Annotated in this window: 26 protein-coding genes; 5 read left to right on the top strand and 21 right to left on the bottom strand. The window is 69.2% G+C overall.

What is annotated here, in order from left to right:
* Nucleotides 1–50 precede the first annotated feature (50 nt).
* From ACH492_RS23585 to ACH492_RS23530, 12 genes are all read right to left on the bottom strand, one after another.
* Complete coding sequence (locus ACH492_RS23585; RefSeq protein WP_398989753.1) at nt 51–2,879, bottom strand: DEAD/DEAH box helicase; 2,829 nt, start codon at nt 2,877–2,879, stop codon at nt 51–53.
* A gap of 84 nt (nt 2,880–2,963) precedes the next feature.
* Nucleotides 2,964–3,878, bottom strand: a complete 915-nt coding sequence (locus tag ACH492_RS23580) for a diacylglycerol kinase (RefSeq protein ID WP_398989556.1) — start codon at nt 3,876–3,878, stop codon at nt 2,964–2,966.
* Nucleotides 3,879–3,922: 44 nt separating this feature from the next.
* Nucleotides 3,923–4,822, bottom strand: coding sequence for a twin-arginine translocase subunit TatC (gene tatC / locus ACH492_RS23575; RefSeq protein ID WP_398989752.1), 900 nt, complete (start codon nt 4,820–4,822; stop codon nt 3,923–3,925).
* 101 nt (nt 4,823–4,923) lie between these two features.
* Nucleotides 4,924–5,217 (bottom strand): Sec-independent protein translocase subunit TatA, encoded by a 294-nt coding sequence (gene tatA / locus ACH492_RS23570; protein ID WP_215091382.1) that lies wholly within the window; start codon nt 5,215–5,217, stop codon nt 4,924–4,926.
* 215 nt (nt 5,218–5,432) lie between these two features.
* Nucleotides 5,433–5,630, bottom strand: coding sequence for a hypothetical protein (locus tag ACH492_RS23565; RefSeq protein WP_398989554.1), 198 nt, complete (start codon nt 5,628–5,630; stop codon nt 5,433–5,435).
* Nucleotides 5,631–5,648: 18 nt separating this feature from the next.
* Entirely contained in the window at nt 5,649–5,903 is a 255-nt protein-coding gene (locus ACH492_RS23560; protein ID WP_307664502.1) for a hypothetical protein, read from the bottom strand.
* Between the two features lie 15 nt (nt 5,904–5,918).
* Nucleotides 5,919–6,875: a helix-turn-helix transcriptional regulator gene (locus tag ACH492_RS23555; protein ID WP_398989552.1), complete on the bottom strand. Its 957-nt coding sequence runs from the start codon at nt 6,873–6,875 to the stop codon at nt 5,919–5,921.
* Nucleotides 6,876–6,892: 17 nt separating this feature from the next.
* Nucleotides 6,893–7,849 carry a helix-turn-helix transcriptional regulator gene (locus ACH492_RS23550; protein ID WP_398989550.1) on the bottom strand — a complete coding sequence of 319 codons (957 nt, stop codon included), beginning with the start codon at nt 7,847–7,849 and terminating at the stop codon, nt 6,893–6,895.
* 115 nt (nt 7,850–7,964) lie between these two features.
* Complete coding sequence (locus ACH492_RS23545) at nt 7,965–8,339, bottom strand: FKBP-type peptidyl-prolyl cis-trans isomerase (protein ID WP_005319531.1); 375 nt, start codon at nt 8,337–8,339, stop codon at nt 7,965–7,967.
* A gap of 86 nt (nt 8,340–8,425) precedes the next feature.
* Nucleotides 8,426–9,367, bottom strand: coding sequence for an FKBP-type peptidyl-prolyl cis-trans isomerase (locus tag ACH492_RS23540; RefSeq protein ID WP_398989547.1), 942 nt, complete (start codon nt 9,365–9,367; stop codon nt 8,426–8,428).
* 110 nt (nt 9,368–9,477) lie between these two features.
* Nucleotides 9,478–10,839, bottom strand: a complete 1,362-nt coding sequence (gene pafA, locus ACH492_RS23535; RefSeq protein ID WP_215091400.1) for a Pup--protein ligase — start codon at nt 10,837–10,839, stop codon at nt 9,478–9,480.
* Between the two features lie 9 nt (nt 10,840–10,848).
* On the bottom strand, nt 10,849–12,117 hold the full coding sequence (locus ACH492_RS23530) for an MFS transporter (RefSeq protein ID WP_398989751.1): 1,269 nt from the start codon (nt 12,115–12,117) through the stop codon (nt 10,849–10,851).
* Between the two features lie 135 nt (nt 12,118–12,252).
* Here ACH492_RS23530 and ACH492_RS23525 point away from each other — a divergent pair, with 135 nt between their 5' ends.
* Together ACH492_RS23525 and ACH492_RS23520 are read left to right on the top strand one after the other, a co-directional pair.
* Nucleotides 12,253–13,338, top strand: a complete 1,086-nt coding sequence (locus tag ACH492_RS23525) for a LacI family DNA-binding transcriptional regulator (RefSeq protein ID WP_398989545.1) — start codon at nt 12,253–12,255, stop codon at nt 13,336–13,338.
* A gap of 67 nt (nt 13,339–13,405) precedes the next feature.
* Nucleotides 13,406–14,461: a hypothetical protein gene (locus tag ACH492_RS23520; RefSeq protein WP_398989543.1), complete on the top strand. Its 1,056-nt coding sequence runs from the start codon at nt 13,406–13,408 to the stop codon at nt 14,459–14,461.
* A 74-nt stretch (nt 14,462–14,535) separates the two neighbouring features.
* On the opposite strand, the gene prcA is transcribed toward ACH492_RS23520, so the two are convergent.
* From prcA to arc, 6 genes are all read right to left on the bottom strand, one after another.
* A complete protein-coding gene (gene prcA, locus ACH492_RS23515) occupies nt 14,536–15,309 on the bottom strand; it encodes a proteasome subunit alpha (protein ID WP_398989541.1) in 774 nt (257 codons plus the stop codon).
* A 64-nt stretch (nt 15,310–15,373) separates the two neighbouring features.
* Entirely contained in the window at nt 15,374–16,219 is an 846-nt protein-coding gene (gene prcB / locus ACH492_RS23510) for a proteasome subunit beta (protein ID WP_398989539.1), read from the bottom strand.
* The gene (locus ACH492_RS23505; RefSeq protein WP_398989537.1) at nt 16,171–16,524 is read right to left on the bottom strand and encodes an endonuclease VII domain-containing protein; all 354 of its coding nucleotides are present in this window, start codon (nt 16,522–16,524) and stop codon (nt 16,171–16,173) included. Before ACH492_RS23505 ends, prcB begins: the two co-directional genes overlap by 49 nt.
* Before the next feature lie 243 nt (nt 16,525–16,767).
* On the bottom strand, nt 16,768–16,986 hold the full coding sequence (locus ACH492_RS23500) for a ubiquitin-like protein Pup (protein ID WP_215091412.1): 219 nt from the start codon (nt 16,984–16,986) through the stop codon (nt 16,768–16,770).
* 137 nt (nt 16,987–17,123) lie between these two features.
* Nucleotides 17,124–18,635, bottom strand: coding sequence for a depupylase/deamidase Dop (dop, locus tag ACH492_RS23495; RefSeq protein WP_398989534.1), 1,512 nt, complete (start codon nt 18,633–18,635; stop codon nt 17,124–17,126).
* Between the two features lie 262 nt (nt 18,636–18,897).
* Nucleotides 18,898–20,664, bottom strand: coding sequence for a proteasome ATPase (gene arc / locus ACH492_RS23490; RefSeq protein WP_307664492.1), 1,767 nt, complete (start codon nt 20,662–20,664; stop codon nt 18,898–18,900).
* Between the two features lie 253 nt (nt 20,665–20,917).
* Here arc and ACH492_RS23485 point away from each other — a divergent pair, with 253 nt between their 5' ends.
* Nucleotides 20,918–21,229, top strand: coding sequence for a ferredoxin (locus ACH492_RS23485; protein WP_398989532.1), 312 nt, complete (start codon nt 20,918–20,920; stop codon nt 21,227–21,229).
* A gap of 4 nt (nt 21,230–21,233) precedes the next feature.
* On the opposite strand, the gene ACH492_RS23480 is transcribed toward ACH492_RS23485, so the two are convergent.
* The 3 genes from ACH492_RS23480 to ACH492_RS23470 form a co-directional block, all read right to left on the bottom strand.
* The gene (locus tag ACH492_RS23480; RefSeq protein ID WP_398989530.1) at nt 21,234–21,803 is read right to left on the bottom strand and encodes a hypothetical protein; all 570 of its coding nucleotides are present in this window, start codon (nt 21,801–21,803) and stop codon (nt 21,234–21,236) included.
* A gap of 183 nt (nt 21,804–21,986) precedes the next feature.
* Nucleotides 21,987–22,874, bottom strand: a complete 888-nt coding sequence (locus ACH492_RS23475) for a tRNA (adenine-N1)-methyltransferase (protein ID WP_142216178.1) — start codon at nt 22,872–22,874, stop codon at nt 21,987–21,989.
* A gap of 184 nt (nt 22,875–23,058) precedes the next feature.
* Nucleotides 23,059–24,309 carry a site-2 protease family protein gene (locus tag ACH492_RS23470; protein WP_398989528.1) on the bottom strand — a complete coding sequence of 417 codons (1,251 nt, stop codon included), beginning with the start codon at nt 24,307–24,309 and terminating at the stop codon, nt 23,059–23,061.
* A 108-nt stretch (nt 24,310–24,417) separates the two neighbouring features.
* Between ACH492_RS23470 and ACH492_RS23465 the strand changes: the two genes are divergently transcribed.
* Nucleotides 24,418–25,278 (top strand): RecB family exonuclease, encoded by an 861-nt coding sequence (locus tag ACH492_RS23465; RefSeq protein ID WP_398989526.1) that lies wholly within the window; start codon nt 24,418–24,420, stop codon nt 25,276–25,278.
* A 14-nt stretch (nt 25,279–25,292) separates the two neighbouring features.
* Entirely contained in the window at nt 25,293–25,964 is a 672-nt protein-coding gene (locus ACH492_RS23460) for a response regulator transcription factor (RefSeq protein WP_307664487.1), read from the top strand.
* The last annotated feature ends 155 nt before the right edge of the window (nt 25,965–26,119 follow it).

The following is a 26,119-nucleotide window of genomic DNA, read 5'->3' as shown; positions in this document are numbered from 1 at the left end:
GGCCCGGTTCACCGCCTTGCGGTGAACCGGGCCGTCGTACATATCGCCGCTCAGCCCACCGAGCTGTACGCCACCACACCCCGCAGCAGAGCGTCGACCGCCTTGCGGGCGTTCTTGGCGACTGTGCCCTCACGTGGTGCCGCCGCCGCGATCTGTCCGAGCACATCGATCACTTGCTTGCACCAGCGCACGAAGTCTCCGGCGGGCATCTCGGCCTCGCGCAGCACCTCGTCCAGGCTCCGGTCGGATGCCCACTGGTACGCGGCCCAGGCGAAGCCGAGATCGGGTTCGCGCTGTCCGACACCCTCCGCCTGGTTGATCTTGAACTCTTCCTCCAGGGCGTCCAGTCGGCCCCATATATGGACCATCTCGCCGAGCGCGGCCTTCGCCTTGCCCGCCGGGACCTTGGGCGCGACCGCGTCGTCCGCCTGGCGCGCCTCGTACACCAACGCCGAGACGCACGCGGCCAGTTCGGCCGGGCTCAGCCCCTCCCAGATACCGTCGCGCAGGCACTCGCTGGCCAGCAGATCCAGCTCGCCGTAGAGCCGCGCGAGCCGCTTGCCGTGTTCGGTGACCTCGTCGCCGCGCAGATAGTCCAGCTCGGTCAGTAGCGCCACGATCCGGTCGAAGGTACGGGCGATGGTGTTCGTCCGGCCCTCGATGCGCCGCTCCAGCTGCCAGGTGTCGCGCTGCAGCCGGTGGTACCGCTCCGCCCACCGCGCATGGTCCTCGCGCTCGTCGCAGCCGTGGCAGGGATGCGCGCGCAGTTCGGTGCGCAGCCGCGCGATCTCGCGGTCGTCGGCGGCGGCCGCCCGCTGCTTGCGGTGCCTCTCGGGCACGATGTGCCCGGCCTTCGTCCGCAGCGCGGAGGCCAGATCGCGACGGGACTGCGGCGAGCGCGGGTTGAAGGACTTAGGGATCCGCATCCGCTCCAGCGTCTCGACCGGCACCGGGAAGTCCATCGACGCCAGCCGCTTGACCTGCCGTTCGGCGGTCAGCACGAGCGGCCGTGGTCCGTCGTGGTACTCGAAGCCGCCGCGGTGGCCGTTGGTCCGGCCCGCCGGGATGCCCGGGTCGATGACGAGCGCAAGGCCCGCGAACTTGCCGGTGGGAACGTGGATGACATCGCCGGCCTTCAGCTTCTCCAGCGAGGCGGCCGCGGCGGCCCGCCGCTGGGCCGCGCCCTGCTTGGCCAGTTCCGTCTCGCGGTCCTTGAGCTCGCGGCGCAGCCGCGCGTACTCCTCGAAGTCGCCCAAGTGGCAGGTCATGCCCTCGCGGTAGCCCTCGAGTCCCTCTTCGTTCTTCTGCACCTGGCGGGAGATGCCGACGACCGACTTGTCCGCCTGGAACTGCGCGAACGACGTCTCGAGCAGCTCGCGGGAGCGATGCCGCCCGAACTGCTGCACAAGGTTGACCGCCATGTTGTACGAGGGCTTGAAGCTGGAGCGCAGGGGGTAGGTGCGGGTGCCCGCGAGTCCCGCGAGCGCGGCCGGGTCCATCGCCCGCTGCCACAGCACCACGGCGTGGCCCTCGACGTCGATGCCGCGCCGCCCTGCCCTGCCGGTGAGTTGGGTGTACTCGCCGGGGGTGATGTCGGCGTGCTGCTCGCCGTTCCACTTGACGAGCTTCTCCAACACCACGGAGCGAGCAGGCATGTTGATGCCGAGCGCCAGCGTCTCGGTGGCGAAGACGGCCTTCACCAGACCGCGCACGAAGAGCTCTTCGACGACTTCCTTGAACGTCGGCAGCATGCCGGCGTGGTGCGCGGCGATGCCGCGCTCAAGGCCTTCCAACCACTCGTAGTAGCCGAGGACATGCAGGTCCTCTGTGGGGATGGCGGCGGTCCGCTCCTCGACGATCTCGCGCACCCTGAGCCGCGCGTTCTCGTCGTTCAGCCGCAGTCCCGCGTACATGCACTGCTGTACGGCGGCCTCGCAGGCCGCCCGGCTGAAGATGAAGGTGATCGCGGGCAGCAGGCCTTCGGAGTCGAGCCGCTCGATGACCTCGGGCCGCCCGGGCGTCCAGATCCGGCTGCGCTGGCGCCGCTCCCGCTCTCGGTCCGCCTCACGCACCATCTTGCCGCGGCGGCGGTCGCGGGGGTTGTACGTGCGCTGGTTCTCCATCCGCGCCAGGCGTACGAGATCGGGGTTGACCTCGCGCCGGGCCGAGCCGCGGCCGCCGTGGTCGGTCTCCTCCTCGAAGAGGTCGTACATCCGGCGGCCGGCCAAGACGTGCTGCCACAGCGGGACGGGCCGCTCCTCGGAGACGATCACCTCGGTGTCTCCGCGGACGGTGTCCAGCCAGTCGCCGAACTCCTCCGCGTTGGAAACAGTGGCCGACAGTGACACCAGCGTCACCGACTCGGGGAGGTGGATGATCACTTCCTCCCACACGGCGCCGCGGAAGCGGTCGGAGAGGTAGTGCACCTCGTCCATCACCACATAGCCGAGGCCGAGCAGCGACTGCGAGCCCGCATAGAGCATGTTGCGCAGCACCTCGGTGGTCATCACGACCACGGGTGCTTCGGAGTTGACGCTGTTGTCGCCGGTGAGCAGACCGACCTTGTCCGCGCCGTAGCGCCTGACGAAGTCGGTGTACTTCTGGTTGGACAGGGCCTTGATGGGCGTGGTGTAGAAGCACTTGCGGCCCTGCTGGAGGGCCAGGTGGACGGCGAATTCGCCGACGATGGTCTTGCCCGAGCCTGTGGGCGCGGCGACGAGCACGCCCTTGCCCGCCTCCAGGGCCTGACAGGCCTCGATCTGGAAGGGGTCCAGGTCGAATTCGTACATCGCGCGGAAGGGGGCCAGCGCAGTGGCCTCCTCAACAGCACGGATGCGGGCGGCGGCATAGCGCTCAGCGGGAGAGAGGTCCTCGGTCATCTTGCTCACGAGCCTACCCGTCACCTCTGACAGTGAGCCCGGTCTTTAATTGACCGGGGCAATCACTGGGCAATCACCGTGCGATCACTGGTCGATCGCCGGGGCGCGTGCCGGAGCGAGCACCCGGACGGCACCCGAAACGCACTCCGCGGTCAGCGGCAGCGCTCCCATCGGTTCGCCGTCGGCATACCCGGTGACTCCCTCCGCCTGGAGCGTGATCGTGCGGACGCGGTGGGTTGTCACCTTGGGGTGGCTGAGGTGCGTCCCCTTGTAGACCTGCGGAAAGACCTTGAGCAGGGTCGTACGCGTACAGTCCCCGACCACGGTCACGTCGAACAGCCCGTCGTCCATGCGCGCGCCGGAGCAGATCCGCATGCCGCCGCCGTAGGAGGATCCGTTGCCCACGGCGACGAGGGTGGCCTCGATCTCGCGCACCTCCCCGTCGTCGAGGGTGATGCGGTACGGGACGGTCTTGAAGGCCGCCAGCTCGGCGACCATCGCGAGGTCGTACTTGAAGCGCCCGCTCGGCCACCGCATGCGGTTCCCGCGGTCGTTGACCCGCGAGTCGAACCCGGAGGCGAGGATGGTCCCGAACCACTTCTGCCCCACGCGTCCGAGGTCCACCTCCCGGATCTGCTCGCCCTTGAGCGCCTCGGCCACGATCCGCCCGGCGGCGGCAGGCTCCCGCACGGGCAGCCCGAGCGCACGGGCGAAGTCATTGCCGGTCCCGACGGCGACGACACCGAGCGGCGTCCGGGTCCCGGCGACGGCTTGCAGCGCGAGCGACATCATCCCGTCCCCACCGACGGCTATGAGAGCCCCGGTCCCACCGCCGACGGCTTCGCGCGCCCGCCGCAGGGCATCGTCGGCGTCCTCGCCGAGAACGGTACGCACGGAAAACCCGGCCTCGCGCAGCACGCGAGCGGCCGGCTGCGCGGCATGAGCGCCCCGGCCGCGTCCCGCGGTGGGATTGACGAAAAGGGTGATCTCGCTGGTCACTGGGGGTCCCCCTGGACGGAGTCTGGGGGCAGGACCATACAAGATCAGGTGATGTCGTCGTAACCGTTGAGCCGGTGGGAACGTCCGTCGGCCTCACCGCTCGCCTGCTCGGGCAGCGCCCTGGAGGCTGATACGGCCTCGATCTCGCCGACAGCTTCGGGAGCGAGGTCGAGGTCGGATGCCTCGTCGTCGTCGAGTTCGGCGTCGGGGTCGTTGCGGCGTCGCCGCCGGTCGTTGAGCAGCGAGACGCCCACGGCGATGAAGTACAGCACGATGATCGGTCCCGCCAGCGCGATCATGCCCAGGGGGTCGGTGGACGGGGTGGCGATCGCTCCGAAGACGAAGATGCCCATGACGACACCGCGCCACCAGCCCGCCATCCGGCGTCCGGTCACGACGCCGGCCACGTTCAGCATGATCAGCAGCAGCGGCAGCTCGAAGGAGAACCCGAAGATCAGCACCATGCGGACGGCGAAGTCCAGGATCTTGTCGACCTCGAGGAAGTTCGCGGCGGTGTCCGGGGTGATACTCAGCAGCACACTCATGCTCACCGGCATGATCACGAACGCGAGATAGGCACCCGCGGCGAAGAGCGGAACGGCCGCGGCGGCGAAGAAGTAGGTGTACTTCTTCTCGTTCCTGTGCAGGCCCGGGGCCACGAAGGCCCACAGCTGGTACAGCCAGACCGGGCAGGCCGCGATGATGCCCGCCATCATGACGACCTTCACGGTGGTGGTGAAGGGCGACAACAGGTCGGTGTACACGATCGTGGCGCACTTGCCGCCGGTCTCGAGCTGTCCCTGCTCACAGGCGTGGACGGGCGAGGCCAGTATCCTCATCAGGTCCTGGCTGTAGAACGCCGCCACGATGGACGCGATCGTGACCGCCAGCATCGCCTTGGCAAGCCGGTTGCGCAGCTCACGCAGATGGTCCGCGAGTGGCATGCGCCCTTCGGGGTCCTTCTCCTGCTTCTGTTTCGAGCGGGCAGGCTTGAGCAACCCACGTCCTCATCTCGTGCGGCAGGCCGTGATCGGCGGCCTTGGGGTCAGCGCTGGGGGGTGGTGTCGGTGGGCTCGTTCACGGGGCGAGCGCTCGTCACGTCGCCGGGCGACGCCTGGATCGTACGAGGGGCGGCCTGACCCTGGGCCGGGTCCTGCGGCGGGTCGGCCGGAGTGGCGGCCGGCTGACCCTCGGACTTCATCGCCTTCGCTTCGCTCTTCAGGATGCGGGCGGACTTACCCAGCGAACGGGCCATCTCGGGAAGCTTCTTGGCCCCGAAGAGCAAAACGACGACGAGAAGGATGAGACTGATCTCGAGGGGACCGATCTGTCGGAACATAGCTGGTGTCTACCTTCTCACCGAGGCGGCATGGGGCTGAGCTGCTGATCGCGGTGGACTGGTGTCCGAACCGCGACCGGCTGCGATCGTAACTCTCACGGGTAAACGCAGGGCAATCCCCTTGCATACTCCCGTCGCGGCCGGCGCCTCATTGCCTGTTGCCGCCAGTTATCAGCCTACCGCCCGAGTCGCCCACGCATCAGGGTGCGCCCGCCTTACCGCAAGGCCTCGCCGGTACGCGCCAGATCCGTCGCCGCCCTCTCCAGATCCTCCGCCGCACGGTTGATCCGCTCCGTCGTGCGGGCCACCTCATGGCCCAGGCGCTGGGCCTCGATGAAGACCCGGATGCCGAGGACGCCGAGCACGGCGATCCCGACGAAGCCGAGGGCGATGGCGAGCATGGGCCAGAGCATGGGCAGAGCCTAGACGTCTCAGAGGGAGGAATGGAGGCGCAGCGTCCGCACGCCGCCGCCGGTGAGGAGTTCGACGATGCGCTCCCCCGCCGGCTTGCGGACCGCGGACCCGCACTCCGGGCAGGTGAAGGAGTAGAACGTGGTCCGCGCGCTCGCGCCGATCGCCAGTCGCAGGGCACCCGCCGAGAGCTCGAAGCGGGCGCGGCAGTCGGGGCAAGCGGCCTTGAAGAGGACCGGTCCCACATGGGCCGCGATTCCTGACATCACAGACATATGACGCGAGTCTCCCTATTCCTGACCGTCGTAGGCCGCGAGCGCCTCGCGCGCCGCCAGCCGGGCGCTGTCCGCCAGGTCCTGCGGCGAGACGATCCGCCCGTCCTGCCCCAGCCGCAGCGCCAGCCGGCGCAGCGAGGCAGGCTCAGGCGTACGCAAAGTGATCCGCAGACCGCCGTCCGGCAGCTCCTCCGCGCTGTCGTGCGGGTAGTACTCCGCGACCCAGCGTCCACCGGGGCCGACCTCGACCACGACCTCGGGGTCGTCCGCGGACGGCTGCACAAGCCCCTCCGACAGATCGCGCAGCTCCAGCTCGGGCGGGGCCGCGGGCGCGTCCAGCAGCCTGATCTCCGCCACCCGGTCGAGGCGGAAGGTCCTGCGCGCCTCGGAGAGACGGCACCAGGCCTCCATATACGTATGTCCCACGGCGAAGAGCCGGATCGGGTCGACCTCGCGCTCGGTGAGCTCGTCGCGCGCGGGCGAGTAGTACTTCAGCCACAGGCGCCGTCGCTCCGAGATCGCCCGGTCGACGTCGGCGAAGACGCCGCCCTCGGACTCGAAGGTCACCGACAGCCGGGAGCTGGCGCCCGCCGTCTCGCCCGCCGCGGCCTCCAGCTTGGCGGTGGCCCGCAGCAGCGCTTCCCGGTCGCTCTCGCGCAGCCCCGGCAGCGTGGCCACGGCGCGCGCGGCGACCAGCAGCGCGGTCGCCTCGTCGGCAGCGAGCCGCAGCGGCTCTGCGACATCGTCGGGGTTGTGCCACCAGATGCGCTCACCGTCGGTGTCGATGTCCAGCAGATCGCCGCCGCGGAAGCTCGTCCCGCACATCGGCAGTACGTCGAGGTCGGAGATCAGCTCGTCCTCGGTGATCCCGAAGGCACGGGCGACGTCGCCGACGCGCGCGCCGGGGCGCTCCCGCAGATAGGTCACCAGCGAGAGCATCCGCCGGGTCTGGTCAATGGCATTGGCGGCCATGGTTGTACGAGTCCCCCTCAGCCCTTGGCCACGGCGCGCAGCCGGTCCACCACATCGGCCCGCAGATCCGCGGGCTCCAGTACGACGACGTCCGGGCCGAACTCCACGAGCCAGGCGTCGAGCCCGTGTCCGTACGGAATCTCCAACTCGTCCCAGCCCTCCCCCAGTTCCCGTATCGACTGGGCTCTGGACCGCAGCGGATAGCCGCAGCCGGTGCGCAGCCGGATCCGCGCGGAACGGGTCGCCGTCTCCCCCGCCCAGCTCTCGACGGTCTCCCGGACGGTGACGACGTCGGGCACGGGCGCGGTGAAGGAGCCGGCGCGCGAGCGGACCCGGCCGGTGATGCGGGAGAGCCGGAAGACCCGCTCGGCGCCGCGGTCCCGGTCCCAGCCCGCCAGATACCAGTGGCCGCGCCAGCACTCGAGCGTCCATGGCTCGACATGGCGCGGCTCGGGGCGCGCGGCGTTCGCCTTGCGGTAGTCGAAGACGACCGGGCGGCGGTCGCGGCAGGCGAGCATCAAAGGCTCGAAGGCGGCCTCATGGACGGGGATGCGGGGTTCGAGTGCACTGTGGTGCGCCTCGTACGAATCCTCGGCCTCGGGCATGCCGGCCGCGCGCAGCTTCTGCAGGGCGCCGCTGGCGGCTCCGGCGAGCCGCGCCTGCTGCCAGACCTTGGCGGCGAGGCCGAGCGCGGCCGCCTCCTCGGCGTCGAGCGTGATGGCGGGCAGCCGGTTGGAGTCGCGGCGGGCGAGATAGCCGGTGTCGCCGTCGAGATTCTCCACCGTCTCGATGACCAGGCCGAGTTCGCGCAGATCATCCTTGTCGCGCTCGAACATCCGGTTGAAGGAGTCGTCGGAACCTGCCTCGAGGTAGGCCTCGATGGAACCGCGCAGTTCGCGCTTGCTGAGCGGGCGGCGGGTCCCCAGCAGGCACAGCGCCAGATTCATCAGCCGCTCGGCCTTGGCAATGGCCATCGACGCCCTTCCTCAAAGTGCTTCCGATTGTTGACCGTACCGCTCGGGAGCGCCGGGGCAAAAGCCGAGGGCCCATGCCACAAGGCATGGGCCCTCGTTCACTGTCCGTACGTGGTCAGACGGCGACCAGGTCGCAGACGAAGATCAGCGTCTCGCCGGGGGCGATACGGCCGCCACCGGCGCCGCGGTCGCCGTACGCGAGGTGCGCGGGGATGATCAGCTGGCGACGGCCGCCGACCTTCATGCCCTGCACGCCCTGGTCCCAGCCGGAGATGACCTGGCCGACGCCGAGCTGGAACTGCAGGGGAGTGCCGCGGTTCCAGGACGCGTCGAACTCCTCGCCGGTGGAGAAAGCCACGCCAACGTAGTGGACGGAGACGGTGTCGCCCGCCTTGGCCACCGGGCCGTCACCCTCCCAGATGTCCTTGATCTCCAGGTCGGCCGGCGGCTCGCCACCCGGGAAGTCGATCTCGGGCTTCTCGATGCTCACTGAACTGCTCCTCTAAATGATGAACGGGGCAACCAGGACAGTCTTACACCTTCGTGCCGACCCCATTGGTGCTTACACGTTGGTGCTTAGACCTTGGTCAGCAGGTCCACGGCGAAGACCAGCGTCGAGTTCTTCGGGATGCCCTGCTGCTCCTTGTCCCCGAATGCCTGGTCCGGCGGGATGACGAGCAGGATGCGGCTGCCGACCTTCTTGCCGACGATGCCGTCCTTGAGGCCCTTGAGCGTCACCTGCGCCAGCGGGAAAGTCTGGGTCTTTCCCGCCTGATAGGTGCTGTCGAACTTCTTGGCGCCGTCCCAGAGATACGCCTCGTACTTCACGACGACGGTGTCCTTCGCCGTCAGCACGGGGCCCGTGCCCTCCAGGACGTAATTGGAGACGAGCTTCTTCGGCGCGTCGGCGGACTTGGGGAAGGTGACCGAGGGGGCCTTGCCGTCGGTGTTGGTGCCCACCTTCGGCAGGTCGATGTTGTCCTGGGCGACCTCGGTGCCCTTGGCGGACAGCGGCACCGGGGTGGACTTCAGGATGTCGATGACGAAGACGAGGGTGGCGTTCGGCTTGATGTCGCCCTGGCCCTGCGCGCCGTAGCCGAGCTCCGGCGGGATCGACATCTCGATACGGCTGCCGACCTTCTGGCCCACGAGGCCCTTGTCCCAGCCCTGGATGACGCCGCCGGCGCCCAGCGTGAGGTCGAACGGCTGCTTGCGGTCGAAGCTGTTGTCGAAGGGCTTGTCCGAGTCCCAGCTCTGGCCGAGGTAGTTGACCTGGACCGGGTCGCCCTTCTTCAGCGTCGTGCCCTTGCCCTCGCTGATCGTCTCGACCTTCAGCTCCTTGGGCGGATCGCCTTCGCCCTTCGCCAGTGTCGGCTTCTCGCCGAACTTGGCTCCGGCGGTGATCGCGGGCAGTCCGTTCTTGGACGAGATGGAGTCGGAGCCCTTGTCGTCGCTGCCGCACGCCGCCGTGGACAGCAGCAGCAGGGGGACGACGAGAAGGCCGGCAAGTCGGCGCACGTGTTCCTCAGATCTCAGACGGCACAGTAGTTGCCCGACACTCTAGGGCGTGCCAAGGGCCCCGCACGAGGAACGTACGGGGCCCGAGTGGCGTTCCACCGGCTGGTGGCCTACATGCCGGCGATGAGCTTCTCCACCCGGTCGTCGACCGACCGGAAGGGGTCCTTGCACAGCACGGTGCGCTGCGCCTGGTCATTGAGCTTGAGGTGCACCCAGTCGACGGTGAAGTCCCGCCGCTGCTCCTGCGCCCGGCGGATGAAGTCGCCGCGCAGCCGGGCCCGGGTGGTCTGCGGGGGCACGGACTTGCCCTCGAAGATCTTCAGGTCGTTGCAGATCCGGGCGGCCTGGCCCTTGCGCTCCAGCAGGTAGTACAGCCCGCGCCTGCGGTGGATGTCGTGGTAGGCGAGGTCTATCTGGGCGACTCGCGGATGCGACATGGTCATGTTGTGCTTGGCGCGGTAGCGCTCGATGAGCTTGTACTTCATGACCCAGTCGATCTCGGTGCCGATCCGGTCGAGGTCCTCGGCCTCGATCGCGTCGAGCGTGCGGCCCCAGAGCTCCAGGACCTGCTCGACCGTGCCGGTGCGGATCCCGCGCCGCTCGACGAAGTCGACGGCCTTCTCGTAGTACTCGCGCTGGACTTCGAGGGCGGAGGCCTCGCGGCCGCTGGCCAGGCGCACCTTGCGCTGGCCGGTGATGTCGTGGCTGACCTCGCGGATCGCCCGGATGGGGTTCTCCAGGGTCAGATCGCGCATCACGGTGCCCGCCTCGATCATGCGCAGTACGAGATCGGTCGCGCCGACCTTCAGCAGCATCGTCGTCTCGGACATGTTCGAGTCGCCGACGATGACATGGAGGCGGCGGTAGCGCTCCGCGTCGGCGTGCGGCTCGTCGCGGGTGTTGATGATCGGGCGCGAGCGGGTGGTGGCGGAGCTGACGCCCTCCCAGATGTGCTCGGCGCGCTGACTGACGCAGTAGACCGCGCCCCGCGGGGTCTGCAGCACCTTGCCCGCGCCGCACAGCAGCTGACGGGTGACCAGGAACGGAATGAGGATGTCCGCCAGCCGGGAGAACTCTCCGTGGCGGGCTACGAGATAGTTCTCGTGGCAGCCGTAGGAGTTTCCCGCCGAGTCGGTGTTGTTCTTGAAGAGATAGACGTCGCCCGCGATTCCCTCCTCGTGCAGGCGGCGTTCGGCGTCGACGAGCAGGCCTTCGAGAATGCGCTCGCCGGCTTTGTCGTGGGTGACCAGTTCGGTCACGTTGTCGCATTCGGGAGTTGCGTATTCCGGATGCGAACCCACGTCGAGGTAGAGGCGGGCGCCGTTCCGCAGGAAGACATTGCTGCTGCGGCCCCATGAGACAACACGGCGGAAGAGGTAGCGCGCCACTTCGTCAGGTGACAGTCGGCGCTGTCCCCTGAACGTGCACGTGACGCCGTACTCGTTCTCCAGCCCGAAAATGCGGCGGTCCATGTCTGAACATTACGCCTCACGGCCTGAGCTGAAACCGGGTTCGGCAGCACCGTTTCGATCATTTTCCGATGAGCCTGCGATGTCCTTGGTACGGCCGGGAACTGCGAGGACCCGCTGAGTGCCCGTCAGAACCAACAGCGCGGCGATCCCTCCGGCTCCCGCGACGGCGAAGCTCCACGCGGTGCCGCCGAGCTCGACCGCCGGACCTGCGACAGCGGTTCCGACCGCGGCGCCGACGCCGAAGGTGGTGACGAGCCAGGAGAACGCCTCGGTGACGGTGCCGCTCGGGGCGTGCCGGTCGACGACGATGAAGGCGCAGGCGATCGCGGGCGCGAGGAAGAGGCCGGAGACGGCGGCGAGCGCGGTCATGGCGACCACACCGGGAGTGAGCGCCAGCGGCAGATAGCCGAGCGCGAGCAGGCCGACGATGACGCGGAGGCGGCGTTCCGGGGCGCCTGCCCACTGGCGGGCGCCGTAGGCCATGCCGCCGATGAGCGCGCCGAGGCCGAGCGCCGCCATCAGCCAGCCGTACACCGACTCACGGCCCTGGTCGTCGGCGTACGCGACTCCGGCGACGGTGATCGAGCCGAGCGCCAGGCCGACGAAGAAGAAGGACCCGAGGAGGGCGAGCAGGCCGGGCGAGCGCAGTGCGCCCAGCCAGTGGGCCTCGCGGGGTGCGGAGCGCCAGCCGCGGGAGGGCTTGGAAAGTACGACGGAGAGCGCGCCGAGGACGCCGATGACGTTGATGACGAGGAGGGCTGCGCCGGCCGACCAGAGCGAGACGAGCAGGGTGACCAGCAGCGGACCGACGGTGAACATGATCTCCTGCGCGACGGCGTCCATGGCGTAGGCCCTGTGCACCCTGTCCTCGCCACCCAGGACGCTGGGCCACAAGGCGCGCAGTCCGCCCTCGAGAGGCGGCGTGAAGACGCCCGCGACGGCGGCGGCCGCGTAAGCGACGGGCAGCGCGCCGATGCCGGCCGCGGCGAGGAGCACCATGCCGATGGCGGAGACGACGGCGGCGGGGAACTGGACGCGCGGCTGCCCGTGCAGGTCGACGGCGCGGCCGAGGAGTGGCTGGCCTATCGCGGTCGCTATGCCGTACACGGCGGCGAGCCCGCCGGCGAGGCTGTAGCTGCCGCCCTCGGCGCGGGTGAACAGGACCATGGCCACGGGGGCTGTGGCGTTGGGCAGCCGCCCCACGAGCGTCCCGGTGAGGAGCCGTGCGGCGTGCGGCGCCTTGAGGATGTCTGCGTAGCCGGTGGCTCCCGCCGCCATGTTGCCGCCCCTCTCCCCCGGCACGATCCGAGGTTTTACGTATAACGTCTTCGGTCATACGTACCATGTCGACAGTCCGCGGGTCCACCGCGGAGGCGTACCTGAACAAGTGGCTTGCGGCTGAGGACGGCACCGATGGCACACGGGTCCCCAAAGGACCACCCCGCGGCGGCGGGCCAGGGGGCGGCGCCCCCGCCGGTCGGACCCCGCGCCGGCACCCCCCGGCCCACCAGCCGGGATGTCGCCCGCTTCGCCGGTGTATCGCAGGCCACCGTGTCCCTCGTCCTCGGCGAGAAATGGCGCGGCCGGGTCTCCGAACGCACCGCCGGGCTCGTACGGGATGCCGCGCGCCAGCTCGGCTACCGGCCCAACCTCGCCGCGCGCAATCTGCGGCTCGGGCGGACCAGGACCGCGCTGCTCGTGGTGCCCGCCCTCACCAACGAGTTCTTCGCCCGCGTCTACACGGGCGCGGCCACCGTCGCTTCCGAGCACGGATTCGGCGTGGTGCTCTACCCCTCCCCCGAGGGCGTCGGCCCCGCCAAGGACCCCTTCGCCTCGGCCCGCGCCGCGCTCGACGGCGTGATCGCGTCCTCCATGGCCGCACAGGCCCTGACCGCCATCCGCGGTACGGATCTCCCGCTGGTGATGCTCGACAGCGACCCCGCCGACCCGGGCGCCGCGGCCCACGTCAATCTCGACATCGCCGACGGCATGCGGCAGATGTCGGCCCATCTGCTGGGGCTCGGCCATCGCCGCTTCGTCCATCTCGCATCCGCCGTGTCCTCCTGGACCTTCGACGTACGGGCCCGGGCACTCGCCACGGCGCTGCGCGACGTCCCCGACGCGGTCGTACGGACCGTGCCCGCACCCCTCGACGTGGCCGGCGCGCGCGAGGCCGCGGAGCGGGCACTCACCGGTCCGGGGCTGCGGCCCACCGCGATCGTGTGCGACGACGACATCCTGGCCGCCGGGGCCTGCAAGGCGGTACGGCGACTGGGCCTGCGGGTCCCCGATGACGTGTCCGTCACCGGCTTCGACGACCTCGCGCTCGCCACCGCGCTGGAGCCGGAGCTCACCACGGTCAGCCTGCCCGCGGAACGGGTTGGCGAGCGCGGTATGTCCGCCCTGCTCGCGGTCCTCGAAGGCCGTCCGTCCGAGGAGGGCGACATCCCGGTCGAACTGGTCGTACGCGGCTCGTCAGCCCCCGTACGGACCGTCTGAACTCGTCCGGATGGTCCGTACCCGGCGGCCTTGAGCCCACGACACCCGCCGTGGAACGATCACGATCATGACGAGTACGGCCGAGACCCCGATCGACGCGACGCTGATCGGGACGGTCTCCGCAACAGGCTCCGTAACACCTCTCTCCAGGGACCGGCTGATCGTCAGAACCGATGAGCGGCTGGAGATCCACGACTCAGAGACCTTCCTCTCCGGCACCCTCACCCCCGCGCAGACCCTGCGCCTGTCTCCGTGCGCCGCGGCCACCCCGCTGCCCGGCGGAGCCCTCGTCGTCGCCGAGGGCTCCAGGATCCGCGTCGTCGGCCCCGACGGTGCCACCCGCTGGGAGCTGCGGCACGCCGGCTGGCACGGTGGGCACCGGGACCCGCGCCCGCCCGGCCCGCCCGCCGTGAGCCCTGACGGCAGTCTCGTCAGCGTCCTGGTGCCGACGCTCGCCACCGGCGAGCGCGCCGCGATACTGGTCCAGGACACCCCGCCACGGCATCGCTACGCGCGGGACACCCTGCTCCTCCTCGACGCCGCGTCCGGCGACGTCCGGGCCCGCCGCCCGATCGGGGCCGTCGCCTCGGACGTGACGCAGCGGTGGCATCCGGACGGCTCACTGCTCGCGCTCTCCTGCTGGACGGCCTGGTACAGCTGGTCGACCTGGTGGATCGAGCCGCGCCACGACGGGCTGCACATCCGTGGCGGCACGACGATGCGCGAGGTGATCGACTTCCTGCCCGCCGCGTCCCGGGTGCTCACCATCCGGCGCGCCGAGGGAATCGCGCACAACGACGACCGCGACGAGCTCGCGTCCCACGATGTGGGCGCCGACGACCCGGCCGTGCTGTTCGACCTCGGCGAGCTGGCGGTCGACCGCGACAACGACGAGTTCACCGGCGCGCACCTGATCGACGGCGCGCATGTCCTGGTCACCGGCCGGATCTATCTGCCCGGGCGGCCGGTGTCGGTACGTCACTGGCTGTGCGACACGGTGACGCTCCGCCCGCTGGGCCGGGTGCGGTATCCGGTGGCGGTCGGCGGCGATGTGACCCCCCTGGGCGACGGCACCTGGCTCACCCGGGACCGCTCCCGCCTCCACCGCTGGGCGCTCCCCTGACCTGGGGATACGGCTGCGCCCCGGTCCGCACGGGCGGTCCGGGGCGCAGCCGGGTCAGCGGCCGGGGCCGTGGGCTACTCCTCGCCGCCCTCGGTCTCCTCGGTCTCCTCGGTGTCCGACGGCGCGTCCGTCGGCGTCGACGCGGCACCGTCGGCCTCCAGCAGCCGGGACAGCTGCCGTCCGACGATGCGCTTGAACTTCCGGGCCTGCGGTCGCGTACGGTCCAGCACCGCGACCTCCAGCCGGTCCGCGGGGATCTCCCGCTCGCTGCCGTTGGTCTGGTTGGACAGGGCCTGTACGGCCAGCTTCAGAGCCTCGGCCAACGACATCCCGTCGCGGTGCCGCTGGTCGAGGAAGGTGCTGATCTGCTCCGCGCTGCCGCCGACCGCGACCGAGCCGTGCTCGTCCACGATCGATCCGTCGTGCGGCAGCCGGTAGATCTGGTCGCCCTCGGGAGTGGCCCCGACCTCGGCGACGACCAGCTCCACCTCGTACGGCTTCTCGGCCGCGCTGGAGAAGATCGTGCCCAGCGTCTGGGCGTAGACATTGGCGAGACCGCGGGCCGTCACATCGTCACGGTCGTAGGTGTAACCGCGCAGGTCGGCGTAGCGCACGCCGCCGATCCGCAGGTTCTCGTACTCGTTGTACTTGCCGGCGGCGGCGAAGCCGATCCGGTCGTAGATCTCACTGAATTTGTGCAGTGCACGGGACGGGTTCTCACCGACGAAGACAATGCCGTCGGAGTACTGCAGCACGACGAGGCTGCGACCACGGGCGATGCCCTTGCGGGCGTATTCCGCCCGATCGGCCATGGCCTGCTGGGGTGACACATAGAACGGCGTCGACACCGGCTATCCGTCCCTTTCTGTCAGTAGCGAGGGGGCACCTCCCAGCGGTAGCTGGGGGAGCATCTCAGAGCAGCGCGGCCCGCGGGCCGTCGGGCTGTTCGAGGCGGCGCTCCAGGATCGAGCGGGCGATCTCGGAGGACTCGGCCTCGGTGAGCCTGCGGAAGCCCTCGTCGGTGATGACGGTGACGATCGGATAGATCCGCCGGGCCACATCGGGCCCGCCGGTCGCCGAGTCGTCGTCGGCCGCGTCGTACAGCGCCTGGATGACCAGGGTGGTGGCCTGCTGCTCCGTCAGGTCCTCGCGGTAGAGCTTCTTCATCGCTCCGCGGGCGAAGATCGAACCAGAACCGGTGGCCGCGAATCCATGCTCCTCGGAGCGGCCGCCTGTGACGTCGTACGAGAAGATCCGGCCCTTCTCGCGGTCGACGTCGTACCCCGCGAAGAGCGGCACCACGGCCAGGCCCTGCATGGCCATGCCGAGGTTGCTGCGGATCATCGTGGAGAGCCGGTTCGCCTTGCCCTCCAGGGAGAGTTGGGCGCCTTCGACCTTCTCGAAGTGCTCCAGCTCCAGCTGGAAGAGCTTGACCATCTCCACGGCGAGGCCGGCGGTGCCGGCGATGCCCACGGCCGAGTACTCGTCGGCCGGGAAGACCTTCTCGATGTCGCGCTGCGCGATCATGTTGCCCATGGTCGCCCGCCGGTCACCGGCGAGCACCACACCGCCGGGGAACGTCGTCGCGACGATGGTCGTGCCGTGCGGTGCCTCGATGGCGCCCTGTACGGGCGGCAGGATGCGCTTGCCGGGCAGCATCTCCGGGGAGTGCTGGCCCAGGAAGTCCATGAACGAAGAGGAGCCCGGCGTCAGGAAGGCAGCTGGTAGACGCCCGGTGCTACGAGTGTTGGCTTCCACGCGTTTCCTTCCACATAGGCGGCTGCACGCCTTATGGCATCCGGCCGATCCTTGAACTGCCCCAGTGCGGCATTGCAGCTGAAGCACAGTACGCCTCGGACCCTACCCGTCTCGTGGTCGTGATCCACATGCTCTGCCGGAGCAGCAAGGCAGATCACGCAGACACCGCCTTGCTCGGCGATGAGTTGAGTCAACTCAGCCTGAGTGAGCCCGTATTTGCGGCGGAAGTAACTGTCACGATTGCGCTGTGCGCGGCATTCGCGTAGCTCGCCCAGCCGTCCGAGGAGGTCTTGTTGCGTTCCCATTCCGTGTGCGGCTTGATCTCGCCGCACTGTGGACACCGCTTGTGGCCACGCTGCACAGGCACCTTCACCCGCACAGTGCGCCCCTTGGCCTCCTGGCGCTGCCGGTAGTACTCCGCAGAGCACTCCCGGCAGTACGCCTGGAGGCCGTCCGCCGTGGAGCTGTTGCTGGCGAATGCATCACGGTCCAGAGTCCGTTTGCATCGCGAGCATTTCTTAGCGTGATGCAATTCGGACATTCAGCGACTACTCGCCACCCTTCTGGACAAACGACCTCACGAAATCCTCTGCGTTCTCCTCGAGGACGTCGTCGATCTCGTCCAGTACGGAGTCGACGTCGTCCGACAGCTTGTCCTGGCGCTCCTTGAGGTCCTCCGAAGCCTGCGCCTCCTGCGTCTGCTCCTCGGTCTCCTCAGTGGAACGCGTGGCTTTCTGCTGCCCGCCGCCGGTGTCCTTGGTCGCCATATCCCTCACCCCGCTCGGTTTGCCCTGACGTGAGTTCGTTCGGTCAAGATCAGACCCTACAAGCAGGGTCCGACATCGGCCCCGCACTTGCCTCAACGTCCGGGGACCACCTCGATGATTCCCGGACGAGAACCATTTCAGCCCCCGGACAGCACCCGGACCAGGTCTTCCGCGGTGCGGCACCGGTCCAGCAGCTCCTTGACGTGGTTGCGCGTACCACGCAGCGGCTCCAGGGTCGGCACCCGCTGCAGCGAGTCACGGCCGGGCAGATCGAAGATGACCGAGTCCCAGGAGGCCGCGGCCACATCGTCGGCGTACTGCTCCAGGCAGCGGCCGCGGAAGTACGCCCGGGTGTCCTCAGGGGGCTTCGTCCCGGCCCGTACGACGTCGGGCTCGTCCAGCAGTCGTTTCATCTTGCCGCGGGCCGCCAGCCGGTTGTACAGGCCCTTCTCGGGGCGTACGTCGGCGTACTGGAGGTCCACCAGGTGCAGCCGTGCCGCGTCCCAGCCCAGGCTGTCCCGCCGCCGGTAGCCCTCCATGAGCTCCTTCTTGGCGATCCAGTCCAGCTCGCCGGACAGGCTCATCGGGTCGTTCTCGAGCCGGTTGAGGGTGTCTTCCCAACGGACCAGGACGTCCTTGGTCTGGTCGTCGGCGTCGGCGCCGAAGCGCTCCTCGACGTACTTGCGGGCCAGCTCGAAGTACTCCATCTGGAGCTGGACTGCGGTGAGTGTCCGGCCGCTGCGCAGCGTGACCAGGCGCTTGAGGGTCGGGTCGTGGGAGACCTGGTGCAGGGTGCGTACCGGCTGGTCGACCGCCAGGTCAACAGCGATGAAGCCGTCCTCGATCATCGACAGGACCAGGGCCGTCGTGCCCAGCTTGAGGTAGGTCGAGATCTCGGACAGGTTCGCGTCGCCGATGATCACATGCAGCCGGCGGTACTTCTCGGCGTCGGAGTGGGGCTCGTCACGGGTGTTGATGATGGGCCGCTTCAGCGTGGTCTCGAGCCCGACCTCGACCTCGAAATAGTCGGCCCGCTGGCTGAGCTGAAAGCCGTGTTCATGGCCGTCCTGGCCAATTCCGACCCGTCCGGCGCCGGTGACGACCTGCCGGGACACGAAGAACGGCGTCAGGTGGCGCACGATGTCCGAGAAGGCGGTCTCCCGCTTCATCAGGTAGTTCTCGTGCGTTCCGTAGGACGCGCCCTTGTTGTCGGTGTTGTTCTTGTACAGGTGGATCGGCTGGGCGCCGGGGAGCTGGGCCGCGCGCTCGGCGGCCTCCGCCATGATCCGCTCGCCCGCCTTGTCCCACAGGACGGCGTCGAGCGGGTTGGTGACCTCGGGTGAGCTGTACTCGGGGTGCGCATGGTCGACGTACAGCCGTGCACCGTTGGTGAGGATCACATTGGCCAGGCCGATGTCCTCGTCGGTGAGCTGGCTGGAGTCGGCGGCCTCGCGGGCGAGGTCGAAGCCGCGGGCGTCCCGCAGCGGATTCTCCTCCTCGAAGTCCCAGCGGGCGCGCCGCGCCCTGTGCATCGCCGCCGCGTAGGCGTTGACGATCTGGGACGAGGTGAGCATGGCATTGGCGTTCGGGTGGCCAGGGACGGAGATGCCGTACTCCGTCTCGATGCCCATTACTCGCCGTACGGTCATGCGGCCCTCCTTGCCCGGCGGCGCTCCCCTCCGGGAACGGCGCTCAAGTACCGCTGTCTCTCCGGTGCCTGTGCGGTGCCCGTTCCCGCACTGCGCGACTCGGTGGTACCGAAGAGCCTAGAACGCCTCTGCACTGGTGGGGAGATCAATTTCGTCATTGCTCCGGCTATGGCTGGACCTGTCGGAAAAGCATTCGGCTGCGGATGCCCCGTCCCCCTGCCTGCGGCGAGGGGACCTCCAGCATCCGCAGCCGGTCTGCGTTCTACAGGTACTGACCGGTGTTCGCCACCGTGTCGATGGAACGTCCGGTGTCCGCGCCCTGCTTTCCGGTGACAAGGGTGCGGATGAACACGATCCGCTCGCCCTTCTTTCCGGAGATCCGGGCCCAGTCGTCCGGGTTGGTCGTGTTCGGCAGGTCCTCGTTCTCCTTGAACTCGTCCACGCATGCCTGGAGGAGGTGGGAGACCCGAAGGCCCTTCTGGTTGTGGTCGAGGAAGGCCTTGATGGCCATCTTCTTGGCCCGGTCGACGATGTTCTGGATCATCGCGCCGGAGTTGAAGTCCTTGAAGTACAGGACTTCCTTGTCGCCATTGGCGTACGTGACCTCGAGGAAGCGGTTCTCCTCGGATTCCGCGTACATCTGCTCGACGACGGACTGGATCATCCCGTGCGCCGCGGCTTCCTTGGAGCCATTGTGCTCGGACAGGTCGTCCGAGTGCAGCGGCAGCGAGGCGGTCAGGTACTTGGCGAAGATGTCCTTTGCGGCCTCCGCGTCCGGGCGCTCGATCTTGATCTTCACATCGAGCCGGCCGGGGCGCAGGATCGCGGGGTCGATCATGTCCTCGCGGTTGGAGGCGCCGATGACGATGACGTTCTCCAGGCCCTCCACACCGTCGATCTCGGCGAGCAGCTGCGGGACGATGGTGTTCTCCACGTCCGAGCTGACGCCGGAACCACGGGTGCGGAAGAGGGATTCCATCTCGTCGAAGAAGACGATGACGGGTGTGCCCTCGCTCGCCTTCTCCCGGGCACGCTGGAAGACCAGGCGGATGTGCCGCTCGGTCTCACCGACGTACTTGTTGAGGAGCTCGGGGCCCTTGATGTTGAGGAAGTAGCTCTTCCCCGCGGGCTGGCCGGTCACCTCGGCGACCTTCTTGGCAAGGGAGTTGGCGACGGCCTTCGCGATCAGCGTCTTGCCGCATCCGGGCGGGCCATAGAGCAGGATGCCCTTCGGCGGCCGCAGTTCGTGCTCCTTGAAGAGGTCCGGGTGGAGGTACGGAAGCTCGACCGCGTCGCGGATCATCTCGATCTGGCCGCCCAGACCGCCGATCTTGTCGTAGTCGACGTCCGGGACCTCTTCGAGGACGAGCTCTTCGACCTCGCTCTTCGGGATCACCTCATAGACGTAGCCGGAGCGGGGCTCGAGCAGCAGGGCGTCGCCGGGGCGGATGGTGGTGTCCAGCAGCGTGTCCGCAAGCCGCACCACCCGTTCCTCGTCGGTGTGCCCGAGCACCAGGGCGCGCTCGCCGTCCTCGAGGATCTCCTTGAGGGTGACGATGTCCCCGGCGCGCTCGAACTCCATGGCCTCGACCACGTTGAGCGCCTCGTTGAGCATGACTTCCTGGCCCCGCCTGAGCTCGTCGAGCTCGACGCTGGGGCTGACATTCACCCGGAGCTTGCGGCCCCCGGTGAAGATGTCGCAGGTGCCGTCCTCATTGGCCTGCAGGAAGACACCGAAGCCGGCCGGCGGCTGAGCGAGCCGGTCGACCTCCTCCTTGAGGGCCACGATCTGGTCGCGGGCCTCACGGAGCGTGTTGGCGAGCCGCTCGTTCTGTGCGGAGACGCCGGCCAGGTTGGTCTGCAACTCGACGATCCGCTCTTCGAGAATCCTCGTATGACGCGGAGAGTCGGCGAGCTTGCGGCGCAGGACGGCGATTTCCTGCTCGAGATAGGCAACCTGACCGGCGGGGTCTTCAGACCCTCGCCCCGGCCGGATGCCGCGGTTGATGTCGTCGTCGTGGGCTGCCACGGTCCTCACCTCCTCCATGGGGAGCTGGACGCTTCCTGACCCTACCTGGGCGGGTGGTGATTGAAACCCCTAGATCACAAAGACGGTAGGGGTGTGTCCGATCTTCACCCTTGCGCTCTCCCTCACGCCAGGGGAATACCCACCCATCAACATCGGAAAGCGGGCGGTTGTATCGTCGAAGCGTTCAACACCCGTCAGGGCTGGCGCGACTTGCTTCACATTGCTACACCCGACGAAGGAAACGGCAGGAGATATGACCGTGCAGCACGAGGCTCCCACCGAAGGCGTCGGGGAGGCCCTGGAGGTCTGGATCGACCAGGACCTCTGCACCGGGGACGGGATCTGTGCGCAGTACGCCCCCGAGGTATTCGAGCTGGACATCGACGGGCTCGCGTATGTGAAGAGCGGCGAGGACGAACTGCTCCAGAACCCGGGCGCCACAACGCCCGTACCACTGCCGCTCCTGAAGGACATCGTGGACTCCGCGAAGGAGTGCCCGGGCGACTGCATCCATGTGCGTCGCGTTTCGGACAAGGTCGAGGTCTACGGCCCCGACGCAGAGTGACAAATCACATACTGCGCGCTTGCGCCGGGGCGCTGCGGACGAACTTCCCACCCTGCCACCGCCAATTGACCTTCTCCTGCTCGTCGGGGCAGCAGCTCGGCACTTCCGGCGAGGAGTAGCCGAGCAACGTCGCCGTAACCGCTCCGTCACGTACGGCGAAGTCTTTGACGGACTGCTTCTGCGAGGGCTCGAGCAGCGTCGCGACGACGCGTGGATCCGTACCCCTGCCCTGGGTCAGTACGTACATGCCGCTCGGCGGAGTGCCGGAGCCGGCGTCGCAGCGGGCCACGGCCACGGTCTCGGGGCTGCCGTCGCCGTCGAGATCGCCCGAAGCCTTGCCGGTCACGACGGTCTTCGCCCCGCCGCACTCCAGCGGGAGCTGCACGCCTGCCGGATCGGGGGCCGCGGCGGCGGCGCTGCCCGTGCCGGGTGCGCCCGTCTGGGACGCGGTGGCGGCCCTGGGCTGCAGCAGTCCGGCGGCCGCGACGACCGCGGCCATCGCCGTCGCCGTGGCCAGCCAGTGCACCGGGCGGGCGTGGGTGTGCGCGAGGTCCGGGACGGCGGAGGTCTGCACGCGGGATGTCTCCTGTGACGGCGGTCCGGTGGGGGTGGCCTGCATCGTGCCATACGTCACAGTGGGTGCGGAACAGCGGGGTCCGAATGCGCTCGTCAAGAAACGGTCAACGTAAGGACGCCGCCGCCGAGTTCCCTGCGATGTCGCGGGAACTCGGCGGCGGCGTGCGTGCGTTGTACGGGTTCAGCCCTTGTTGGGGCCTTCGTAGTCCTCGCCGTAGGCGCCCTTGGCGGGACGGCGGCGGCGCATCGGGGGCTCCACACCGTCGGCGAGACGGCGGGCGGTGACGAGGAACCCGGTGTGGCCGATCATCCGGTGGTCGGGGCGGACGGCCAGGCCTTCGACGTGCCAGTTGCGGATCATCGACTCCCAGGGCTGCGGTTCGGCGAAGCAGCCGATCTCGCGGATGGATTCCACGGTCCGCGCCAGCTGGGTGGTGGTCGCGACGTAGCAGCAGAGGATGCCGCCGGGCACGAGCGCCTTGGAGACGGCCTCCAGGCACTCCCAGGGGGCGAGCATGTCCAGGATCACGCGGTCGACGTCGGCGTCGGTCAGGTTGTCCTGGAGGTCGCCGACGGTGAGCTGCCAGGCGGGGTGCGGGCCGCCGAAGTAGCGCTCCACGTTCTGCTGGGCGATCTCGGCGAAGTCCTCGCGGCGCTCGTAGGAGTGCAGCATCCCGTGGTCGCCGATGGCGCGCAGCAGGAAGGCGCTGAGCGAGCCGGAGCCCACCCCCGCCTCGACGACGCGCGCGCCGGCGAAGATGTCGGCGAAGGCCAGGATCTGCCCCGCGTCCTTGGGGTAGACCACGGCGGCGCCGCGGGGCATGGACAGGACGTAGTCGGGGAGCAGGGGGCGCAGCGCAAGGTAGGCGACGTTTCCCGTGGTACGGACAACACTGCCCTCGGGAGCACCGATCAGCTCGTCGTGCGGGAAGGAACCCTTGTGGGTGTGGAAATTCTTCCCGGCCTCGAGCGTGAACGTGTAGTGGCGTCCCTTGGGGTCGGTGAGCTGGACCTGGTCCCCGACCTTGAAGGGCCCGCGTCGGCGGGCGGCACCGGTCGGTTCGGACATGTGACCAGCCTACCGGCCCCTGTCGGACCCGGGGACCACGAGGACCTGGGCACCCCGCCCCGGCCGCCGGGCGAGCGCCCCCTGAGCCGACTGAGCGCTCGCCTCGGCAGCGAGTGAGCCGCCCTGTGAGGGATCCCCCGCCGAAGGCAGGGGGAGAACCGTGCCTCTAAGAAGCAGCAGGCCGCTAAGAAGCAGCAGGCCGCGCCATCGCTGCTACGAAGGCGCGCTCCACGTCCGCCGTGGACAGTACGCCGTAGATCTCGCCCGTCTTCTCGACCACCAGGTACTCCGTCGCCGGGGACGCCCTCAGCTTGTCGAGGAGGGCCTCGCCCGCGAGTTCGGCCGAGACCTTCATGCCCTCCGTCAACTCCTGGGCGAGGCCGCTGACCGCGACCCACGGGCGGCGGTGTTCCGGGACGCCGACGATCGCCGTCTCGCGGACCAGGGCCTTCGGCTCGCCGTGGCCGTCGACGACGACCAGTGCGCGGGCGCCCGCCTCGTTGGCGCGGCGCAGGGCCTCGGAGAGCGGGGTGTCGGACTCGACGGGGACGGCGCGCCTGGTGAGCGTACGGGCCTCCAGCTCGGGGAGGTGTTCGCGCAGCCGGGCCATGCGCAGGCTGTTGCCCGCACCGGTCCAGATGATCGCGGCCAGAATCGCGGCGAGCAGCGCGTCGGTGACCGTCTCCATGCCGCCGATGTCCTCGGTGGCGTTGCCGAGGGCGCCGGTGTGAGTGAGCAGCGGCAAACCGATGAGCACGGCGACGGCCAGCGCCCGGCCGACCCAGGCCGCGGCGACGGTGCCCGCCATCGGCTTGCCGGTGATCTTCCAGACGACGGCACGCAGCATCCGGCCGCCGTCGAGCGGCAGCCCGGGCAGCAGATTGAACGCGGCGACGATGAGGTTGGAGATCATCAGGCCGGCCAGCAGCACACCCGGGACCGTGCCGGGCTCCACGGCCTGCATGCCGAAGTAGAAGACGCCTGCCAGCACGAGCGAGAGCAGCGGGCCGACGAAGGCGAGGATGAACTCGCGGCCCGGGGTCTCTGACTCCTTCTCGATCTCGGAGACGCCGCCGAAGAACTGCAGCTGGATGCGGCGCACCGGCAGTTTGAAGCGCAGCGCGGCGATGGTGTGGGCCAGTTCGTGGACGAGTACGGAAGCGTAGAAGGCGACCGCGAAGAAGAGGGAGACGAGATAGCGCGCACCGCCGAGCTCGGGGAGCACGCGGTCGAGCTGACCGCCGAAGACCCAGGTGATGAGGGCCGCGACGATGAACCAGCTGGGGGCGACGTAGACCGGCACGCCGAAGGGACGGCCCATCAGAATGCCGCCGCCGGGGCCGTCGGAGCGCCGCGGCTTGCCGCCCTCGGGGTCCGCTCCCCCCGTACCGGACTGCGGCCGCTTGCGCTCACCGCTCGTGTCGTCCTCTTTCACGGGTCCCCTTCATTGCGAATACGTCGCTCGCTCGATGATGCAGTGCGCGAGGGTCTGAGGTCGATGGTATTCCGCTCGCTGTCAGTGGCGGGCCGTAGGGTCTGAGTCATGAGTACGAGTCAGCAGCCCACATCGCTGTCGCCGTCGCGGGCGAGCGACTTCATGCAGTGCCCCCTGCTGTACCGCTTCCGGGTGATCGACAAGCTGCCCGAGAAGCCCAGCGAGGCGGCTACCCGCGGCACGCTGGTGCATGCGGTGCTGGAGCGGCTCTTCGACGCCCCGGCGGCGGAGCGCACGGCTCCGCGCGCCAAGGCGCTGATCCCGGGCCAGTGGGACCGGCTGCTCGAGACCAAGCCGGAGTTGGGCGAGTTGTTCGCAGAGGACGCCGAGGGCGAGCGGCTGACGCGCTGGCTGGGCGAGGCGGAGCAGCTGGTGGAGCGGTGGTTCTCGCTGGAGGATCCGACCCGCCTGGAGCCCGCCGAGCGGGAGATGTTCGTCGAGACGGAGCTGGAGTCGGGGCTGCGGCTGCGCGGGGTCATCGACCGGGTCGATGTGGCGCCCACCGGCGAGGTGCGGATCGTCGACTACAAGACGGGCAAGGCCCCGCGCCCGGAGTACAGCGAGGGCGCGCTGTTCCAGATGAAGTTCTATGCGCTGGTGATCTGGCGGCTGAAAAGCATTGTGCCGCGCCGGCTTCAGCTGGTGTATCTGGGCAGCGGCGATGTGCTGACGTACGACCCGGTCCCGGAGGACCTGGAGCGTATGGAGCGCAAGCTGCTGGCGCTGTGGGAAGCGATCAGACAGGCCACCGAGTCGGGTGACTGGCGACCGCGGCCGACGAAGCTGTGCGGCTGGTGCGACCACCAGGCGGTGTGTCCGGAATTCGGCGGCACTCCCCCGGTGTATCCGCTGAGCATTTCCCCGACCACTTCGGCCGAGGATGGCCAGGGCAGAATGGGCCCCGTCTAAACGAAGGAGTACCCGTGGCTATCCGCGTCCTACTGGTCGACGACCAACCGCTGCTGCGCACCGGCTTCCGGATGATCCTGGAGGCGGAGCAGGACCTCGCGGTCGTCGGCGAGGCCGGGGACGGCCTCCAGGCCCTCGACCAGGTGCGGGCGCTGCAGCCTGATGTGGTGCTGATGGACATCCGGATGCCCCGGATGGACGGCGTCGAGGCGACCCGGCAGATCACCGGCCCCGGACGCGACGGCCCGGCGAAGGTGCTGGTGCTGACCACCTTCGACCTCGATGAGTACGTGGTGGAGGCGCTGCGGGCCGGCGCGAGCGGCTTCCTGCTGAAGGACGCGCCCGCCAATGAGCTGGTGCAGGCGATCCGGGTGGTGGCGGCGGGCGAGGCGATGCTGGCACCGAGCATCACGCGCCGGCTGCTCGACAAGTACGCGGACCATCTGCCGTCCGGCGAGGAGCCGGTCCCGGACACGCTGCACACGCTGACCGACCGCGAGGTGGAGGTGCTCAAGCTGGTCGCGCGCGGGCTGTCCAATGCCGAGATCGCCGCGGATCTGTTCGTCAGCGAGACCACCGTCAAGACGCATGTGGGCCATGTGCTGACGAAACTGGGCCTGCGCGACCGGGTGCAGGCCGCGGTGTACGCGTACGAGAGCGGTCTGGTGCGCCCCGGCGCTCAGTGATCCCACCGGCCTGACGAAACGCAGTCGGGGGGGGGGGGGGGGCCGCCCCCCCCCCCCCGCCGGGGGGCCCCCGCGGGGGGGGGGGGGGGGGGGGGCCGCCCGGGCCCCCCGGGCCCCGCGGCGCCCCGGGGGGGGAGAGGGCCCCCCGCCCGGCA

It is taken from the genome of Streptomyces sp. NPDC019443 (genome assembly GCF_044389785.1).
Taxonomy (GTDB): domain Bacteria; phylum Actinomycetota; class Actinomycetes; order Streptomycetales; family Streptomycetaceae; genus Streptomyces.
The sequence above is the reverse complement of the archived record's forward strand: the minus strand, read 5'-3'. Positions and strand labels throughout refer to the sequence as shown.

Bases quoted from the DNA above. Each gene is read 5' to 3' on its own strand.
- ACH492_RS23565 (WP_398989554.1), bottom strand. From the start codon at position 5,630: ATGCTCTGGCCCATGCTCGCCATCGCCCTCGGCTTCGTCGGGATCGCC.
- ACH492_RS23530 (WP_398989751.1), bottom strand. From the start codon at position 12,117: ATGGCGGCGGGAGCCACCGGCTACGCAGACATCCTCAAGGCGCCGCAC.
- ACH492_RS23475 (WP_142216178.1), bottom strand. From the start codon at position 22,874: ATGTCCGAACCGACCGGTGCCGCCCGCCGACGCGGGCCCTTCAAGGTC.
- ACH492_RS23560 (WP_307664502.1), bottom strand. From the start codon at position 5,903: ATGTCTGTGATGTCAGGAATCGCGGCCCATGTGGGACCGGTCCTCTTC.
- ACH492_RS23505 (WP_398989537.1), bottom strand. From the start codon at position 16,524: ATGGGAACGCAACAAGACCTCCTCGGACGGCTGGGCGAGCTACGCGAA.
- dop (WP_398989534.1), bottom strand. From the start codon at position 18,635: ATGACCGTACGGCGAGTAATGGGCATCGAGACGGAGTACGGCATCTCC.
- tatC (WP_398989752.1), bottom strand. From the start codon at position 4,822: ATGCCACTCGCGGACCATCTGCGTGAGCTGCGCAACCGGCTTGCCAAG.
- tatA (WP_215091382.1), bottom strand. From the start codon at position 5,217: ATGTTCCGACAGATCGGTCCCCTCGAGATCAGTCTCATCCTTCTCGTC.
- ACH492_RS23465 (WP_398989526.1), top strand. From the start codon at position 24,418: ATGAGTACGAGTCAGCAGCCCACATCGCTGTCGCCGTCGCGGGCGAGC.
- ACH492_RS23555 (WP_398989552.1), bottom strand. From the start codon at position 6,875: ATGGCCGCCAATGCCATTGACCAGACCCGGCGGATGCTCTCGCTGGTG.
- ACH492_RS23525 (WP_398989545.1), top strand. From the start codon at position 12,253: ATGGCACACGGGTCCCCAAAGGACCACCCCGCGGCGGCGGGCCAGGGG.
- ACH492_RS23550 (WP_398989550.1), bottom strand. From the start codon at position 7,849: ATGGCCATTGCCAAGGCCGAGCGGCTGATGAATCTGGCGCTGTGCCTG.
- ACH492_RS23520 (WP_398989543.1), top strand. From the start codon at position 13,406: ATGACGAGTACGGCCGAGACCCCGATCGACGCGACGCTGATCGGGACG.
- ACH492_RS23485 (WP_398989532.1), top strand. From the start codon at position 20,918: ATGACCGTGCAGCACGAGGCTCCCACCGAAGGCGTCGGGGAGGCCCTG.
- pafA (WP_215091400.1), bottom strand. From the start codon at position 10,839: ATGGACCGCCGCATTTTCGGGCTGGAGAACGAGTACGGCGTCACGTGC.
- ACH492_RS23500 (WP_215091412.1), bottom strand. From the start codon at position 16,986: ATGGCGACCAAGGACACCGGCGGCGGGCAGCAGAAAGCCACGCGTTCC.
- ACH492_RS23585 (WP_398989753.1), bottom strand. From the start codon at position 2,879: ATGACCGAGGACCTCTCTCCCGCTGAGCGCTATGCCGCCGCCCGCATC.